The organism is Aliiroseovarius sp. xm-d-517 (assembly GCF_013283135.1).
Taxonomy (GTDB): Bacteria; Pseudomonadota; Alphaproteobacteria; order Rhodobacterales; family Rhodobacteraceae; genus Aliiroseovarius; species Aliiroseovarius crassostreae.
On sequence record NZ_WBXT01000001.1, the window covers coordinates 1273421 to 1290939 of the forward strand.

Here is a 17519-nt window from a genome sequence, read left to right on the forward strand (position 1 = left end):
TTCGTGACCTGCGCAAACCCATTACCGCATCAGCGGCCCAAGCGGCGCTGATTGCGTCACATGTTAACCAACTCCGCCCCGCGGGCAATCCCTTACTGGCAAAACACATGTGTTGCGCTTGCCCACCGGGCGAATTCCTGCATGATGATCAGGCAGGGTGGCCAATTCGCCCCGCAAAAGGGGGGCATATGGCACGTCAGGAACCGGCTTTTTCCATCGGCATCGAAGAAGAATACCTTCTGGTCGATCGCAACAGTTATGAACTGGCCCGCGCCCCGGACCAGATGATGCAGGATTGCCTGGCGGAACTGGAGGGGCAGGTCAGCCCGGAATTCCTGCAATGCCAGATCGAGATCGGCACCAAGGTCTGCGCCAATGTGGCGCAGGCGCGTGAGGATCTCAAACATCTGCGCGCCGCGGTCTCCAGACATGCCGCGCGCTATGATCTTGCGCCGATCGCGGCCTCCTGCCATCCCTTTGCCGACTGGAAAGACCAGCATCACGTGGACAAGGACCGTTACAACGATCTGCGCCGCGATCTGGCGGGCGTGGTGCGGCGAATGCTGATCTGCGGCATGCATGTGCATGTGGGCATTCCCACCCCCGATACCCGCATCGACCTGATGAACCAGCTGAGCTATTTCCTGCCCCACCTGCTGGCGTTGTCAGCCTCGTCCCCGTTCTGGCAGGGCGAAGATACCGGGCTGGCGAGTTACCGCCTGACGGTTTTTGACAACCTGCCCCGCACCGGCCTGCCGCCCCACCTGTCCAGCTGGTCCGAATATGAGCGGTCCGTGCAGGCGCTGGTGGATATCGGCGTGATCGAGGACAGTTCAAAAATCTGGTGGGACCTGCGCCCCTCTTCGCGCTTTCCGACCATCGAGGCGCGGATCTGTGATGTGCAGCCCCGGTTGGAAAACACCCTCAGCCTTGCCGCCCTGATCCAGGCCCTGACCCGGATGCTGTGGCGCCTGAAACAGCAAAACCAGCGCTGGCGCACCTATGACAATTTCCTCATCGCCGAGAACCGCTGGCGGGCCCAGCGATACGGCGTGTCCGGTGGGTTGATTGATTTTGGCTGCGGTGAAATTATCCCGTTTGATCAGTTACTTGAGGACATGCTTGCCCTGGTGGAAGAGGATGCGGCGGCGCTGGGATCCACCGCCGAGGTGGAAGCCGCCCGCGCCATCCTGACCCAAGGCGTGCCCGCCGATCGCCAACGCGCGGTGTTTCTGGATTCGGTTGAGGCGGAAAAACCTGTCCCCGAGGCGCTGAAGGACGTGGTGCGCCATTTGATCGACGAATACCACGCAGATTTATAAGCCACACGGCGGCGGCGCGCAGCGGGAAGGGGCTCTGCCCCTCGGACTTTGTCTGGGCGCCGCCCGTTCTTCGGGCGAATTGATCCCCCAGATCAATTCCGAGGAGTCCTCGAACCCCGGGATATTGTGACCAGAAAATGAGGGAGATCCCGGCGGGCGGGCCCTTGCCTGAGGCGCGATTTTTTCCGGGGACGGGTGCGGGCTGAAAAACTCCTGAAAGAATTGGCCGATAGCGTTCACGCAAGCCAATCACGCGGACGGAGGAGACCGGCATGGATTTTGCGCTTTCCGAGGAGCAGACCCTTATTTTCGACATGGCCAAGGGCTTTGGCGAGGAGCATATCGCCCCTCATGCCGAGGCGTGGGAGATCGACGGCACCATTCCGCGTGACATTTGGAAAGGGCTGGCTGAGCTGGGGCTTGGCGGGGTGTATGTGTCAGAGGAATATGGTGGATCGGGCCTGTCGCGTCTGGATGCAACGCTGGTGTTCGAGGCGCTGGCGATGTCCTGCCCATCGGTCGGTTCGCTTCTGTCGATCCACAATATGTGCGGTGGCATGATTGATAAATTCGGCACGCCCGAGGACAAGGCCAAGTGGTTGCCGGACCTGTGTTCGATGGAGAAGATCTTTTCCTATTGCCTGACCGAACCCGGATCGGGGTCGGACGCGGCCGCGTTGAAAACCCGTGCCGAGAAGGTTGATGGCGGGTATCGGATGAATGGCAACAAGGCCTTCATTTCGGGCGGTAATTATTCGGATGTCTATGTGACCATGTGCCGGACCGGCGCGGATGGCCCCAAGGGGATTTCGACCCTGGTGGTGGAAAACGGCACACCGGGTCTGAGTTTCGGCGCCAATGAACGCAAGATGGGCTGGAAGGCGCAGCCGACCTCTCAGGTGCAGTTTGACGATTGCCTTGTGCCTGAGGAAAACCTGCTGGGGGAAGAGGGCAAGGGCTTTGCCTATGCGATGGCGGGGCTGGACGGGGGCCGTCTGAACATTTCGGCCGGGGCGCTTGGGGGCGCGCAGAAGGCGCTGGATCTGACGCTTCAGTATATGGGTGAGCGCAAGGCCTTCGGGAAGACACTCGACCAGTTTCAGGCGCTGCAATTTCGGTTGGCGGAATATGAGACCCGGCTGCAGGCGGCGCGCATTTTCCTGCGTCAGGCGGCGTGGAAGCTCGACAATGGGGCGCATGATGCGTCGAAATTCTGTGCCATGGCCAAGCTGATGGTGACGGATGCCGCCTTTGACGTGGCCAATGGCTGTTTGCAGCTTCATGGGGGCTATGGCTATCTTGCGGATTATGGGATCGAGAAGATCGTGCGCGACCTGCGGGTGCATCAAATTCTTGAAGGGACCAATGAAATCATGCGGTTGATTGTCTCACGCCAGTTGCTCATCGAACGGGATCGGGGGTAAAACCTGTGCTTGACGGGGGCGTAAGGCCCGGACAACAAGGCAACAGGACAGACGGGCACATGACCGATATCACCACGCGACGGATAGGCAAGGCCGGGCGCATCACCCTTAACCGCCCCAAGGCGCTGAATGCCGTCACCCATGACATGTGCCGCGAAGTCGAGGACGCGCTGGAGCTCTGGCGCGACGACGACGCGGTGGGCGTGATCATCATGGATGCGGCCGGTGAAAAGGCCTTTTCGGCCGGGGGCGATATTGCCGCACTTTATGACAGCGGCATCCGGGGCGACTTTGCCTTTGGGCAGGCCTTCTGGCGTGACGAATACCGGCTGAACGCCAAGCTGCGGGAATATCCCAAACCGATCATCAGCTTTCTGCACGGTCTGGTGCTGGGGGGCGGGGTTGGCCTTGGCTGCCACGGATCGCATCGGATTGTGGGCGAGACAAGCAAGATCTCAATGCCCGAATGCCTGATTGGCCTGGTGCCGGATGTGGGCGGTTCAATGATGCTGGCCAATGCACCGGGCTGGACCGGGCTTTATGCAGGCCTGACCGGGACACGCCTGAAAGCGGGGGACGCAATTGCCCTTGGCTTTGCGGATCTTTTCATTCCCGAGGCGGACTGGCCTGCCCTGATTGCGACACTTGAGACAACCGGTGACGTGACCTGCCTGACCGCAGCAGCCCAGCCTGCCCCCGAAGGCCCTGTAATGGCCGCAAGGGCCGACATTGACGCGCTGTTTGATGCCCCCACCCTGCCCCTGCTGCTTGCGCGACTGCGCAGGGCAGAGGGGGACTTGGAGCGCTCGGCGCTGCAGGTCATCGAGGGGGCCTCTCCGCTGGCGCTGGCCTATACGATCTGGATGCTGCATCAGCTCAGAGGCAACCGCAATCTGCGCGACGCGTTGCAGCTGGAATACCGCTTTACCGCTCGGGCCATGGAACATGGGGATTTCATCGAGGGCATTCGCGCCGCGATCATCGACAAGGACCGCAGCCCGCACTGGAAACATGACATCGACGCCCTGCCAGAGCAGGATCTTGCCATCATGCAGGCCGATCTGGGCGCGTTGGAACTGACATTCTGAGGAGGAAAAACATGAAAATCGGATTTATCGGATTAGGCAATATGGGTGGCCCGATGGCGGCCAACCTGGCGGGTGCCGGCCACGAGGTTGTCGGGTTCGACATGGCACCGGTCGACATCGAAGGCGTGGCCATGGCGGCCTCGGGCGCAGAGGCCGCGACCGGTGCCGACGTGGTGGTCACCATGCTGCCCAATGGCCAGATCCTGCGGGCCGTTGCCAATGAGATCATCCCTGCGATGAGCGCAGGTGCGGCTTTTGTCGATTGCTCAACCGTGGATGTGGAAAGTGCCCGCGCGGTGGCGGAACAGGCGGTGGCGGCGGGGCTGCTCGCGGTGGATGCACCGGTTTCAGGCGGTGTTGGTGGGGCTGCGGGCGGCACGCTCACCTTCATGGCAGGCGGCTCGGATGATGCTTTTGCCAAGGCAGAGCCGCTGTTTGACATCATGGGGCAGAAAGCGGTGCATTGCGGGGCCTCCGGCGCCGGTCAGGCTGCGAAAATCTGCAACAACATGATCCTCGGCATCACCATGGTTGGCACCTGCGAAGCCTTTGCCCTGGCCGACAAGCTGGGTCTGGATCGCCAGAAAATGTTTGACGTGGTGTCGACCTCCTCTGGCTATAGCTGGACCATGAACGCCTATTGCCCCGCCCCGGGTGTCGGGCCGCAATCCCCTGCGGACAATGATTACAAGCCGGGCTTTGCGGCAGAATTGATGCTGAAGGATTTACGTCTGAGCCAGCAGGCAGCGGAAGCTGCGGATGCGGACACGCCGATGGGGCTGCGCGCCACCGAGCTTTACACCAGCTTTGTCGAGGACGAGGATGGGCAGGGCATGGATTTCTCGGCCATGCTGCCGCGGTTTGAAAAGCGCGGGCGCAACTGATATCGGCGACGAGGGGGCTCTGCCCCCTTCGAACCCCCGAGGTATTTGGGGCAAGAAAAAAGGGCGCGATTTGGGGCTCTGTCTTTTACGGGGGCGGAGTTTTTAACAAGGTGTGACAGAGTGCGCCATGTCGTTGCAGCTGCAACATGGTAAAAGAGATTACGAACTGTGGGAGGTTCGCATGAGCTGGACGCAGGACAGCGATGAAATGGCCGGGTTGGACGCCCCGGCCCGTGCTCTTTTGAACACGCTGGCCCCTTTGGATGTGCCCAAAGGGGCCGTTTTATTTGCACCGGGCGAAGCGGTGAAGGGCTATGTCATCATGCTTTCGGGGCGGGTGGAAGTGAACCTGATCGGCCCCAACGGGCGTGACATTCTGCTCTATCGTGTGGCCCCCGGCCAGAGCTGTATCCAATCCACCCTCGGCCTTTTGGGCGGGGAGGAATACACTGCGGAGGCCATGGCCCAGAGCCCGTCCCGCCTTGTTCTCATTCCGAAAGATGTGTTTTTCGCGCTGATCGACAGCTCTCCAGGATTTCGCCGCCTCGTTTTCGGGGCGTTCGCGGAACGAATGCAGGCGATGATGCAACTGATCGAAAATGTCAGTTTTATGTCGGTGGAGGCGCGGCTTGCGACGTTGATCCTTGACCGGGCGGGGCCTGACAATTGCCTGAAAATGACGCAGGCCGAAATCGGACGCGCCATCGGCACGGCGCGCGAGGTGATCTCGCGCCGGCTTGACAGGCTGGCACAATCCGGGCTGGTGGCCCATGAACGCGGGGTTGTGACGGTTCTGGACCGAAAGGGGCTGGAAGAGATTTGCCGCGCCCCGGCATTCTGAGCAGGTTTTTTCCTCTCTGTGTGACAGGGTCACATGCCATGCCCGCCCCCCTCCTCTATCCTGATGCCAGATAGAACAGGAGACATCTCATGACCAAGAATATCGGCGGCATCGACCGCATTATCCGAATCGCAATCGGCGCGGCCCTGATTGTCTGGGCCATCATGGGCGGCCCGATCTGGGCCTGGATCGGCATCGTGCCGATGGCCACCGCCATTCTGGGCTGGTGCCCGCCCTACGCTATTCTGGGCATTAAAACCTGCAAGATGAAACAATAAAGCTTTTTGCAACTTTTACACTGTATCCCTAGGGAAGTGTTGAGTTGTACCGCTGTGTTCACATTCCCAGACCACAGCTGAGTTTCAGTCTGTAAGTAGTCAGTCCGCAGGGGCCGCAAATCGCGGCTCCTGTTTTTTTGCGCGGCCCCTCCTGGGGAAATCGACTAGAAAGGGAAAAGGCGCAGGTCCGAAAACCCGCGCCTTTCTTCTTGGCTCAAATACTCCGGGGTGAGCGAGCTTGCCTCGCGAGGGGCAGAGCCCCTTCCCCGGGACATATCTACTTCGTTATGATCTCTGGCCCCATCAGCGTGGTCGGCAACCAGGTCGACAGGAACGGAATGTACGTCACCATGATCAGGAAGACGAAGAGCACAGCGAGGAAGGGTGCAGCCGCCTTCACCACCTTCATCATCGGCATCCCGGCAACACCCGAGGTCACGAAGAGGTTCAGACCAACTGGCGGGGTGATCATGCCGATTTCCATGTTCACCACCATGATGATGCCCAGGTGGATCGGGTCCACACCCAGTTCGATGGCAATCGGGAACACCAGCGGTGCCACGATCACGATCAGGCCCGAGGGTTCCATGAACTGCCCGCCGATCAGCAAGATCACGTTGACGATGATCAGGAACATGATCTTGCCGAAACCAGCCGACAGCATCGCACCGGCGATTTGCTGCGGGATCTGCTCGTCGGTCAGCACATGTTTCAGGATCAGCGCGTTGGCGATGATGAACATCAGGGTGATGGTCAGCTTGCCCGCGTCAAACAGCGTCTTGCGGGTGTCTTCGTGGAAAAACGCGGTGATCAGCGCCTGTGGGCGTTGGAACAGCGTTTTCTTGCCCTCGCCCTTGTCCGCCAGTGGCCCCATATCGCGATAGATGAAGGTCGCCACGAGGAACGCATACACGGAGGCAACAGCCGCCGCTTCGGTGGGGGTGAACAGCGCACCGGTGATGCCGGGGATGCCATAGATACCCACCATGATGATCACGATCAGCAAAAGACCCCAGACCGCATCGCCAAAGCTCTCAAGCACTTCCTTGACGCCCGCGAACTCACCTTTCGGCATGTTCTTGATCGTGGCGATCACATAGATCGCGATCATCAGCATGACACCGGCCATGATGCCCGGAATAACGCCGGCCAGGAACATGCGGCCCACGGACACCTCAACGGCGGAGGCGTAAACCACCATCACGATCGAGGGCGGAATGAGGATGCCCAGCGTGCCCGCGTTACAGATCACACCTGCGGCGAAATCCTTGGTGTAGCCCACCTGGCGCATCGCCGCGATCACAATGGTCCCGATTGCCACCACGGTGGCGGGCGACGAGCCGGACAGGGCTGCAAAGAGCATACAGGCAAACACACCCGCAATTGCCAGACCGCCGCGCATATGGCCCACACAGGCAATCGAGAAGCGGATGATCCGCTGCGCCACGCCACCAGTGGACATGAAGCTGGAGGCAAGGATGAAGAACGGAATGGCAAGAAGCGTATAATGCCCCGCTTCCGCTTGATAAAAGCTCTGCGCCACCGACGCGAGCGAGGTGTCGGAGAAGAGCAGCAGGAAGAGGATCGAGCTCATGCCCAGCGCCACCGCAATGGGCACGCCGATCATCAGAAACCCGATCACCATCAGGAAAAGAAAGACTACATCCATGGATCAGGTCCCCGGTTTTTGTGCGACGTCGTCGCCGTCATCATCATGTTGAAGCTGGTCGATTTCATCTTCGACCTCGTGGCTCACGATCAGGCTGTCCTGACGCCCTGACCAGATCCGCAGGGTAGCCTGCAGAAACCGGAACAAAAGCAGCGCCATGCCAATCGGCAGGATGGCATAGGGGATCACCCGTGGCAGCTTGTCATAGGTCTCACCCTGGTTGATCCAGCCTTCCAAAAAGCGCAGGAAATCGGGCATCGGCACCTGATCGGTGATATACCAGGCCTGGTCGCGGGTCTTTTCGAACCCGGTCGGGAACCAGCGCCCCGAGGTCCGGTCAAGTGCGGCATAAGGCGCCCAGTAATCCCACGCCCCCTTGAGCAGCAGGAAGGCATAGGCAATGCAGATCACAGCTGCGATCAGCGCAACCGTCTTGCGGGCCCCTTCCGGCAATACATTGGTCAGCGCGTCCACGCCCAGATGGGCCGTGATCTTGACCCCGTAGCTCACACCGAACAGCACAAGCCAGGCAAAGAGGATCAGAACCACCTCAAGCCCCCAGATGATTGAGCTGTTGAACAGGTAACGCAGCACCACGTTGATGAAAGTGATCATGGTCATCAGGCCGAGCAGCACGGCAATCGCCGTCTCTTCGAAACCTGTTTTATGTGTGGATGAATGGCTCATTTCGCCCCCTTCTCGTCCCCGCTCACGGCCTGACAACCCGGTAGAAACCCTCATTCCGGTCGAATTGATTGCAGGCGGCTATGTCAGGATTTTGGGAAAACCCGGGGCCCATTTTCTGGACAGGCCCCGGATGTCACGCAGAAACTCGTTACGCGTGAGTGGCTTAGTACATTGCGTTGGTTTTCTGTGCTTCGGCGATGTTCTCGGCGCCTACGTCACCTTCAAACTGTGCCCAAACCGGTTTCATGGCTTCGACCCAGGCCGCGCGCTGTTCGTCGGTCAGCTGGCGCACCACGCCACCGGCGTCGATGATCGACTGCTTGGCGGCCTCGTTCACGGCAAAGGCTTCTCCATTGCGCTGCTGGGACACTTCTTTCAGGATCTGTGCCAGTTGGTCACGCACATCCCCCGGCAGACCCTCCCACCAGTCCACATTGGTCACGACCAGATAGTCGATAATGCCGTGGTTGGTCTCAGTCACGCCGTCCTGCACCTCAAAGAATTTCTTGCCATAGATGTTCGACCAGGTGTTTTCCTGACCATCCACAACGCCGGTCTGCAGCGCGCCGTATACTTCCGAGAAGGCCATCGGCTGCGGGCTTGCGCCAATGGCTTCCATCTGTGCCACCAGCACGTCCGAGGTCTGAACGCGGAATTTCAGGCCAGCTGCATCCGTGGGCAGTTCCAGCGGTTTGTTGGCCGAGAATTGTTTCAGACCATTGTGCCAGAACGCGAGGCCCAGAAGACCGCGGCGCGTCATCGACTCTTTCATCGCCTGCCCGGTTTCCGACTGTTGGAACGCGTCCACCGCATCCATGTTCTTGAACATGAAGGGCAGGTCAAAGATGCGGAATTTCTTGGTGAAGGCTTCGAACTTCGACAGCGAGGGGGCGGCCATCTGCACGTCACCCTGCAGCATCGCTTCCAGCACCTGGTTGTCGTTATAAAGGGTCGAGTTCGGGAACACCTCCATACAGGCTTTGCCGTTCATCTCGTCGTTCACGCGCTGCTCCAAGAGCGACGCGGCGATCCCCTTGGGGTGCTTGTCGGCATTGGTCACATGGCTGAACTTGATCACGATCTCACCGTCATCACAGGCCGCCTGCGCGGTGCCCATGGAAACGGTCAGAGCGAGGGCCGATGCGGCCAGAGTAAGGAATTTCATAAGATGTCCTCCCAGACAGAATTGCTTCCTACATCCTGAAAACGGATGTTGCAGCCATTGGGGCATGGGGGGACGGACCTGCCAAGGGGAGAGGCAGAGGTTGCGCTAACGCTGAATTTTTACGTTATTTTTCATGAGATTGCCTGAGTTACTGGCAGATTGGAATTTGCGTGGACTGGCCAAGTGGGCGAATTTCCACACAGGGCATTTTCGGTGTGTGCGATTTTTCGCACATCAATCCTGCCCCAAAGGAACGAATCACTCCTGACAAGACAAACCGAGTCACAGCATCATGCGCGACATCGGCATGCACAAAGTCATCATGCGTGATTGGCAGCACATTCCCTGTGGCCACAAAGTGCCCTGAATGAACCCACTAAAACCTCAAGACTTCTTGAATAGATTGCCGCGTTGGTTAATGGTCTGAATAGCGTTCCGCACAGCCAGAGTACCGCCTCCTAGGACAATCCATGAAAGCCTATCTGCTTGCCCATCTGTTTCTTGCGCCCTTCTTGGTATTCACCATCTTGGCCGCATTTGGCTACCCACTTCTCGGAGCGGCAATTGGTTTCACAATTGGAGTGATCGCGTGCGTTCGACGTTACGGGATGAAACTTCCGCCAGTTTTCATGGGTGCTCAAGTATTGGGTGTCGCGGTCGCTCTTATCTTACTGCTGGTCACGCCATCACTGAAGGAAACCACCGCCTTTGCAGTGGTTTTTGCCTTTCTGGCAGTTGGGGCCCTCGTGAGCGTAATTAACAACAAACCATGGACGGCAGAGCTTTCTGCAGCGGACGTAGGAGACTTTTCTGAAAACCCTGCTTTCATAAAGGCGAACATATTTTTTTCGGCTATGTGGGCGCTGACATTTGCTTGGTTTGCATTCGCGAATGGGCAGGAGCTTGCGCCAGTTTTCCGGTGGATGCCGATGGTCATGGCAGGTCTGATAACGATATTCGGCCCCAAATTTCTGATGAAGATTGCGGCAAAGCGCGGCCTGATGGACGGTCACTCCCCTAAATAGTCAAATACGCTTCTAAGCCAAAAGATATCAGCCAAGCCCCGCAAAGCCGCCCCTCACCCCCGATAATCCTCCGCCCGGATCCCATGGCGGGTGAGCTTATCGTAAAAGGTTTTACGCGGGAGTTTCAGGTCTTTCGCCGCCGCCGTGGCGCCGCCGCCGTGACGCCGCAGCGCTTCGATCAGCAGGGTCCGTTCCACTTGGGCCAATTGCTGGGCAAGGCCGGGGCGTTCGCCTTCGCCATCCTCTACGTCGCCCAGCCCAAGCCCCATGGCAAAGCGCATCGCCGTGTTCATCAGCGCCCGCGCATTGCCCGGCCAGTCCTGCGCCATCAGTTGCGAGATCACCTCCTGGCTGATTTCCGGCGGGGTCAGCGCCGCCTGTTCGCTGGCGATCGACACATAATGGCGAAACAGCACCGGTATATCGTCCTTGCGTTCGCGAATGGCCGGGATGCGCACGCGCAGCACGTCGAGCTTGTAGAAAAGATCCGGGTTGAACCGGCCTTCCGCGACCTCCGTGGCCAGATCGCGATAAGTGCCCACCACCACACGGGTCTGCCCCTGTTTTTCCAACAGGTCCAAAAGCGCAAACTGCGTCGATGGGTCCAGGGCGGCAATCTCATCAAGGAACAATGTCCCCCCCTCAGCCCGCTCATACGCCTCCGCCAGCCCCTCCGGCGTCAGCCCCGCCGCCGGGCGTTTCACCAAGGGCCGCATCGCCCCTGCGGAAAGAAGATGCACCACCTCGCCCACCTTGGCAGTGCCCGATCCCGGCTCGCCGCAGATCAACACTTCGGCCTGCATCTTGGCCACCGCCCGCACCCGCGCCCGAAGCTCCTCGGCCAGCACGCTTTCACCAAACAAAAGACGTGACGCGGCATCGCCCTTTTCCAGCGAATGTTTCAGCGCGCGGTTTTCAAGGATCAGCGATCGCGTCGCCAGGGCGCGCTCCACCACCGAAAGGAACACATTGGTATCACAGGGTTTTTCCAGAAAATCAAAGGCGCCCGCGGTCATGCCCCGCACCGCCATCGGGATGTCCCCTTCGCCGGTCAGCAAGATCACCGGCAGGTCGCCATCCACCCCCTGCACCCAATCCAGAAGCTGGAACCCATCCTTTCCCGGCATCCGAATGTCACTGACCACCACGCCCGCAAAATCGCGCGCCACATGGTCTTTCGCCTCGATATAGCTGCCCGCCAGCACCGCGTCATACCCCGCCAGTTCCAGCGTCTGGCCCAGTGCCTCGCGCACCATGGCATCATCATCTACAAGCAGCACCTGCGTGGTCATGCACCCTCCTCCCATCGGTCGAGTTCCACGGTAAACACCGCGCCCTGATCGCTGTTGCGGCCCCGAATGTCGCCGCCGAAACTTTGCACCAGACCATAAGAGATCGACAGGCCGAGGCCCATCCCTTCCTCGCCCACTTCCTTGGTCGTGTAAAAGGGTTCGAAAATCTTGTCCGGGTCCGCAATGCCAGGGCCGGTGTCGCAGACACTGACGCTGATACGGTCCGCGCGGGTCAGCTCAAGGGTGATTTCCCGGCGCTCCTGTCCGATCATGGCATCCGCAGCGTTGTTGATCAGATTGACAAAAACCTGCCCAAGCCGCACCTCTCCGCCGCGCACGAACACCGGGTCCGACGGGCGGGCCCAGCGCAGCACCACCCCTTCTGCGCGTAACCGCGCACCGGTCAGATCCACAGCGGTATCAAGGACATGCACAATGTCGATCCGCCCCAGAGGTTCGCTTTCGTTGCGGGCAAAGGCGCGCAGGTTCTTGATGATCCGGTCCATCCGCCCCGCCAGTTCCGAAATCCGCCCCAGATTGGCGCCCGCCTGTTCCGGCGCGCCCCGGTTAAGGAATTCCGTGCCATTGTCGGCAAAGCTGCGAATGGCCATCAGCGGCTGGTTAAGCTCATGGCTGATCCCGGCTGACATCTGGCCCAAGGCCGACAGCTTGCCCGCCTGAACCAGATCCGCCTGGGCCTGGCGCAGGTGGTCATTGGCCTCGCGCAAGGCACGCGTGCGCGCAGCAACCCGCGCCTCAAGCCGCGCATTCACCGCCGCTTCCACCGACAGGCGATCAGACAGGGCGCGGCGCCGTTCCGCCAGCACCAAAAGCACCGCACCGAAGACGAGAAAGACCGCCACCGCCACCGCCGCCTGCTGGCTTGCGGTGCGAATGGTCGGAGAGGTGTCGAGCAGGATCTCTCCGGTCATGTCAATCACCGGCAAATCGGCCGCCAGATGCAACGCATGTCCGGGTAGGTAGGGGCCACCGCTCAGCGACCAGACATCATGACCAAACCAGCGGGTCTTGCTGTGATCCGGAAACCCCTCATCGCCGAACCGGTTCGTCAGCGTCAGTTCAGAGCGGTTGGTGACAAAAACCTGTCCCTGATCATTGACGAAATAGACCGCGGCAGCGCTGGTCGGCCAGTTCTGTTCAAAAAGCCAGATATCAACCTCGGCCACAACGGCGCCACGCGCAGGCCCCGGCCCCGCAAAAACCGGCGCCGCAAAGGAGAACATGCGCCGGGTCATACCGTTTGTCGCCAAACGCGTCCCATTTGCCCGGCCCAGCGCCCCGTTCAAAGCACGCGCCAGGGGGGCTGTTTTTGGGTCAAGCGCAGAGGCCCCCGGTTTAGTGGTGGCCAGAACCTGCCCGTCACGATCCACAAGAGTGATCGCCGCGGCACCGGTCTTGTCCACCATCTCACGCAGCAGGTCCGATGCATCCCTGGCCCCCCCCTGCCCCTTCAGCCGCGCCACCATTTCCGGGTGATCGGCCAGCAGAACCGCCAGTTCACGATAGCGCAGCAGGTGGCGGGTCAGGCGGTCTGAGGCCAGCGTCAGGTCAATCCGCCCCCGCTCTTCCAATGCCGTCAACGCAGATTGCCACGACACAAGCCAGACCCCTGCTGAAAACAGCAAAGCCGTCACAAGAAAGGCAAGAACCCATATGGATCGCAAAGACTTGACCATGAGCGGAGCATAGAAACGCAGGTGCCACTTGACCACCCGGTTTCATTTTTTTGCTGGTCATTTGCGCGGCCCGACCGGCGTCCACCTACCCATCTGCCTGACCGGCATGGCCTCGCGTCGCTCGGCAGTTTTCTTGCCTTCGGCGAAGGTATTTGCAGCAAGAAAAAAGAGAGGGGGGCGCCCTCTCTTTCAAAGCTGCTGCTTTTTCCTTGCGCGGTCATCGGCGCCTCCGCCTGTACCGCGCGCCCACTTTGTCAGCTGAAGGTTAACAATTCATTGCGCCTTTTTCTTGCCAAAAATACCTCGGGGTGAGGGCCCTCTTGCAAAGAGGGGCCGAGGGGCAGCGCCCCTTCCAGGCTTCAGACCGGCAATTCAGTGGAGAACTTGATCTCTTCCATCGACAAGAGCGCGGTCACATTGAAAATCTTCACCTCGGAAATCAGCGCCTGATAAAATTCGTCATAGGCGCGGGCATTTTTCACGCGCACTTTGAGAATATAGTCGATCTCACCGGCAAGCCGGTGCGCTTCCATCACCTCGGGGCGTTCCCTGAGGGCTTTCAGGAATTTGTTCTGCCAGTCCGCTTCATGCTCTGCCGTGCGGATCAGCACAAAAAAACAGGCCTCGAACCCGAGGCTCTCCGCGTCCAGGATCACGGTGTTCTGGCCGATCATGCCAGCTTCGCGCATCTTGCGGATCCGATTCCAAACGGGTGTCTTTGACGACCCCACTTTGCGAGCAATCACGTCGAGGGACTGACCTGCATCGCTTTGCAGCTCGCGCAGGATTTTCTTGTCGATTTCATCGAGCCGAACGGACATTCCGGTTTTTCCTCTTTTTCAGGTCCGGCGTTCCATGCGGCGCCTAAAGGGGAACAATTTTCCTTATCTGCCGCAGGTGAGTGCCATTTATTGGGAAAATGTCCTATATAACCCGAGAATGCAACAGGAAAGGACTGGCCATGCCGCGCCCGTTTACACCCAAAATTGTGACCGCAAATGATCTTGTGACCGGCGATGTGATCTATCTCGCCGAAGATGGCAGCTGGGTGCGTGACATGTGTATGGCCGTTTTGCTGGACGAAGAAGACGGGGCAAATGCCCGTCTGGCGGAGGCCGTGGCCCAGCCGCATATCACCGTTGGGGCCTATCTGGCCGATGCCAAACGGGGCGAGAAGGGCCCTGAACCCACCCATTTCCGCGAAGCGTTCCGGGCGCGTGGCCCGTCGAACCGGCTTCATGGCAAACAGGAACGCGCAGAAGAGGTGCACGCCCATGTATGATTACGCTGATTTCGACAACGCCTTTGTCCGCAACCGCACCGCGCAGTTCCGCAAACAGGTGGAACGCCGTATTTCGGGCGCGCTGACCGAAGACGAGTTCCGCCCCCTGCGCCTGATGAATGGCGTTTATCTGCAGCTGCACGCCTATATGCTGCGGGTGGCCATTCCCTATGGCACGCTGGTCTCTGCCCAGATGCGCCAGCTCGCCTATTTGGCAGAGAGGTTCGACAAGGGGTATGGCCATTTCACCACCCGTCAGAACATCCAGTATAACTGGCCGCAGCTGACAGATATTCCCGACATGCTGGACGCTCTGGCAGACGTGCGCATGCACGCGATCCAGACCTCGGGCAACACCATTCGTAACGTGACCGCGGATCATTTCGCGGGCGCAGCGGCGGATGAGATCGCAGATCCGCGTCCCACGGCCGAACTCATCCGCCAATGGTCCACCGACCACCCGGAATTCCAGTTCCTGCCACGCAAGTTCAAGCTGGCCGTGACCGGGTCAACGGCGGATCGCGCCGTGACCAAGGCGCATGACATTGGTATCCGGATTGTCGAACGCGATGGCGAAATCGGCTATCAGATCATCGTCGGCGGCGGTCTGGGCCGCACCCCGATCATTGGTCAGGTGCTGAATGAGTTCCTGCCGCAGGCGGACCTGCTGCCCTATCTCGAGGCCATCGTCAGCGTCTACAACGTGCTGGGCCGTCGCGACAACAAATACAAGGCGCGCATCAAGATCACCACGATGGAAAACGGGATCGAGAAGATCCGCGCCCTTGTGGATGAGAAATTCGCCCAGATCCGCCCGCAATTCACCGGTGTGGATCAGGAGCATTTCGCACGCATTCAGGCCAGCTTTCCGCAGCCTGAGCTGACATCCGGCGACACTGGCGCCTTTGACGCTGCCTATGCAACCGATCCCGGCTTTCGCAGCTTTGCCGACACCAACCTTTCCGCGCATCGCCACCCGGAACATGCGATCGTGACCATCTCGCTCAAGGCGCATGGGGCCACCCCCGGTGACGCCACCGCCGAGCAGATGCGCGTGATCGCCGATCTGGGTGAGCAATTCAGCCACGATGATATCCGCATCAGCCATGAGCAGAACGTGATCCTGCCGCATGTGCACAAGTCGGACCTGCCGGCGCTTTATGCCACGCTGCGCGCCCATGGTCTGGCGACGGCCAATGCCGGGCTGATTTCGGACATTATCGCCTGCCCTGGCATGGATTACTGTGCGCTGGCCACGGCCCGCGCCATCCCGGTGGCACAGAACATTGCCGAACGGTTTGACGAATTGAAGCTGGAACACGAGATTGGCGAACTCAAGATCAAGATCTCGGGCTGCATCAATGCCTGCGGGCACCACCATTTGGGCCATATCGGCATTCTGGGGCTGGATCGCGCCGGTGTTGAAAACTACCAGATCACCCTTGGCGGTGACGGCGGGGCCGACACGGTGATCGGCAAGCGTGCCGGGCCGGGCTTCTCTTATGATGAGATTGTTCCGGCGATCGAACGGATCCTGCTGGCCTATCTGGACCTGCGCGAAAGTGACGAGGAAACCTTCCTCGAGGCCTTCCGCCGTCTGGGAGAGGCCCCGTTCAAGGCCGCGCTCTATCCGGAAGGGAAAAGCCATGCCGCTTGAAGCCCCCCTCGCCCCTCTTGAAGAGCGCGTGGCCGATCTGAACGCGCGCTACAAGCACCATTCCGCCACGCAGGTGGTGCGCGATGCACTGGCTGCCCCGGAAATCGGCCCCTTGGCCATGGTCTCGAGCTTCGGCGCGGAAAGCGTTGTGCTTTTGCACATGGTGGCACTGGCTGACCGCACCACCCCGGTGATTTTTCTGGACACGCAGATGCTGTTTCAGGAGACGCTCGACTATCAGGTTGAGGTCAGCGAAAAGCTGGGCCTGACCGATGTGCGCGTCATTCACCCGGATGCCGATCAGGTGTTCAGCCGTGACCCGGACAACATCCTGCATCTGGCCGATACCGACGCCTGCTGCAACCTGCGCAAGGTGGAGCCGCTGGCCAATGCCATCGCACCCTTTGACGGCTGGATCACCGGGCGCAAGCGCTTTCAGGGTGGCAAACGGGTCGATCTGCAGTTTTTCGAGATCGAAAACGGTCGGGTCAAGGTCAACCCCCTGGCCCATTGGGCGCCGGAAGACGTGCAGGAATACATGATCAACAACCGCCTGCCCCGCCATCCGCTGGTCAGCCGCGGCTTCCCCTCGATCGGCTGTGCGCCGTGCACATCCGAGGTGAAACCGGGTGAGGACCCGCGGGCGGGCCGCTGGCGCGGTGCGGAGAAAACAGAATGCGGCATCCATTTCGTGGATGGCAAGATGGTTCGGATTGGAGCTGAACAATGACTGTGATTGTACGTGATGAGGGCTTTACCCCGGAAACCTGGGACTACGGCTTTGCCCCGGCCGGGGAGCGCGCCGCCAATGACGCGCGCGGGCTGGACCTGGCATCGGACACCGATCCGGCGGAACTTGGCCACCTGATGCTTGGGGTCGAAGCAATCCGCATCGACTTTCCGTCCTTTGCCGATGGGCGCGGCTTCACCCTTGCCCGCCAGCTGCGCAACCTGGGGTTCCAGGGGCGCCTGCGCGCGGCAGGTCACGTGATCAGCGACCAATATGCCATGGCCCGCCGCTCCGGTTTCGACGAGGTGGAAATCTCGGACGAGCTGGCCGCCCGCCAGCCGGAACAGGAATGGGTCTATCGCGCGGACTGGCGCGCCTATGACTATAGGTCGCGGCTGATGGGGGCGGCTTCGGCCTAGACCCCTCCTCGCACAGAACATATATAGCAACATGAAAGGCCGGGGTGTTTTGCCCCGGT

At 60.0% G+C, this 17519-nt stretch carries 18 protein-coding genes; 12 read left to right on the forward strand and 6 right to left on the reverse strand.

What is annotated here, in order from left to right; genetic code table 11:
* Window positions 1–188 precede the first annotated feature (188 nt).
* From XMD517_RS06025 to XMD517_RS06050, 6 genes are all read left to right on the forward strand, one after another.
* Window positions 189–1322 carry a carboxylate-amine ligase gene (locus tag XMD517_RS06025; RefSeq protein WP_173487936.1) on the forward strand — a complete coding sequence of 378 codons (1134 nt, stop codon included), beginning with the start codon at window positions 189–191 and terminating at the stop codon, window positions 1320–1322.
* 272 nt (window positions 1323–1594) lie between these two features.
* The gene (locus tag XMD517_RS06030) at window positions 1595–2746 is read left to right on the forward strand and encodes an acyl-CoA dehydrogenase family protein (RefSeq protein WP_173486606.1); all 1152 of its coding nucleotides are present in this window, start codon (window positions 1595–1597) and stop codon (window positions 2744–2746) included.
* Window positions 2747–2805: 59 nt separating this feature from the next.
* Complete coding sequence (locus XMD517_RS06035; protein WP_173486607.1) at window positions 2806–3834, forward strand: enoyl-CoA hydratase/isomerase family protein; 1029 nt, start codon at window positions 2806–2808, stop codon at window positions 3832–3834.
* An 11-nt stretch (window positions 3835–3845) separates the two neighbouring features.
* On the forward strand, window positions 3846–4718 hold the full coding sequence (mmsB, locus tag XMD517_RS06040; protein ID WP_173486608.1) for a 3-hydroxyisobutyrate dehydrogenase: 873 nt from the start codon (window positions 3846–3848) through the stop codon (window positions 4716–4718).
* Between the two features lie 181 nt (window positions 4719–4899).
* The gene (locus tag XMD517_RS06045; protein ID WP_173486609.1) at window positions 4900–5559 is read left to right on the forward strand and encodes a Crp/Fnr family transcriptional regulator; all 660 of its coding nucleotides are present in this window, start codon (window positions 4900–4902) and stop codon (window positions 5557–5559) included.
* A gap of 89 nt (window positions 5560–5648) precedes the next feature.
* On the forward strand, window positions 5649–5837 hold the full coding sequence (locus tag XMD517_RS06050; RefSeq protein WP_173486610.1) for a DUF2892 domain-containing protein: 189 nt from the start codon (window positions 5649–5651) through the stop codon (window positions 5835–5837).
* A gap of 277 nt (window positions 5838–6114) precedes the next feature.
* Here the strand turns inward: XMD517_RS06050 and XMD517_RS06055 are convergent, their stop codons facing one another.
* From XMD517_RS06055 to XMD517_RS06065, 3 genes are all read right to left on the reverse strand, one after another.
* Window positions 6115–7506, reverse strand: a complete 1392-nt coding sequence (locus tag XMD517_RS06055) for a TRAP transporter large permease (RefSeq protein ID WP_173486611.1) — start codon at window positions 7504–7506, stop codon at window positions 6115–6117.
* Between the two features lie 3 nt (window positions 7507–7509).
* Window positions 7510–8193, reverse strand: a complete 684-nt coding sequence (locus XMD517_RS06060; RefSeq protein WP_173486612.1) for a TRAP transporter small permease — start codon at window positions 8191–8193, stop codon at window positions 7510–7512.
* Between the two features lie 163 nt (window positions 8194–8356).
* Window positions 8357–9358 carry a DctP family TRAP transporter solute-binding subunit gene (locus tag XMD517_RS06065; protein ID WP_173486613.1) on the reverse strand — a complete coding sequence of 334 codons (1002 nt, stop codon included), beginning with the start codon at window positions 9356–9358 and terminating at the stop codon, window positions 8357–8359.
* A gap of 470 nt (window positions 9359–9828) precedes the next feature.
* Here XMD517_RS06065 and XMD517_RS06070 point away from each other — a divergent pair, with 470 nt between their 5' ends.
* Window positions 9829–10383, forward strand: a complete 555-nt coding sequence (locus tag XMD517_RS06070) for a hypothetical protein (protein ID WP_173486614.1) — start codon at window positions 9829–9831, stop codon at window positions 10381–10383.
* 53 nt (window positions 10384–10436) lie between these two features.
* Here XMD517_RS06070 and XMD517_RS06075 read toward each other — a convergent pair whose 3' ends face one another.
* Window positions 10437–11675 (reverse strand): sigma-54 dependent transcriptional regulator, encoded by a 1239-nt coding sequence (locus XMD517_RS06075; RefSeq protein WP_173486615.1) that lies wholly within the window; start codon window positions 11673–11675, stop codon window positions 10437–10439.
* Window positions 11672–13294: an ATP-binding protein gene (locus XMD517_RS06080; protein WP_371734402.1), complete on the reverse strand. Its 1623-nt coding sequence runs from the start codon at window positions 13292–13294 to the stop codon at window positions 11672–11674. Before XMD517_RS06080 ends, XMD517_RS06075 begins: the two co-directional genes overlap by 4 nt.
* A gap of 99 nt (window positions 13295–13393) precedes the next feature.
* On the opposite strand from XMD517_RS06080, the gene XMD517_RS06085 reads away from it, so the two are divergent.
* Window positions 13394–13684, forward strand: a complete 291-nt coding sequence (locus tag XMD517_RS06085; protein ID WP_173486617.1) for a hypothetical protein — start codon at window positions 13394–13396, stop codon at window positions 13682–13684.
* 47 nt (window positions 13685–13731) lie between these two features.
* On the opposite strand, the gene XMD517_RS06090 is transcribed toward XMD517_RS06085, so the two are convergent.
* Complete coding sequence (locus XMD517_RS06090; RefSeq protein ID WP_055189564.1) at window positions 13732–14193, reverse strand: Lrp/AsnC family transcriptional regulator; 462 nt, start codon at window positions 14191–14193, stop codon at window positions 13732–13734.
* A gap of 140 nt (window positions 14194–14333) precedes the next feature.
* On the opposite strand from XMD517_RS06090, the gene XMD517_RS06095 reads away from it, so the two are divergent.
* From XMD517_RS06095 to XMD517_RS06110, 4 genes are read left to right on the forward strand one after another with little or no spacing between them, the layout of a single operon-like run.
* Entirely contained in the window at window positions 14334–14654 is a 321-nt protein-coding gene (locus XMD517_RS06095) for a DUF2849 domain-containing protein (protein WP_173486618.1), read from the forward strand.
* Window positions 14647–16311: a nitrite/sulfite reductase gene (locus XMD517_RS06100; RefSeq protein WP_173486619.1), complete on the forward strand. Its 1665-nt coding sequence runs from the start codon at window positions 14647–14649 to the stop codon at window positions 16309–16311. Before XMD517_RS06095 ends, XMD517_RS06100 begins: the two co-directional genes overlap by 8 nt.
* Window positions 16301–17041, forward strand: coding sequence for a phosphoadenylyl-sulfate reductase (locus XMD517_RS06105; protein WP_173486620.1), 741 nt, complete (start codon window positions 16301–16303; stop codon window positions 17039–17041). The genes XMD517_RS06100 and XMD517_RS06105 overlap by 11 nt, the downstream gene beginning before the upstream one ends.
* Complete coding sequence (locus XMD517_RS06110; protein WP_055189572.1) at window positions 17038–17460, forward strand: DUF934 domain-containing protein; 423 nt, start codon at window positions 17038–17040, stop codon at window positions 17458–17460. Before XMD517_RS06105 ends, XMD517_RS06110 begins: the two co-directional genes overlap by 4 nt.
* Window positions 17461–17519: the final 59 nt, after the last annotated feature.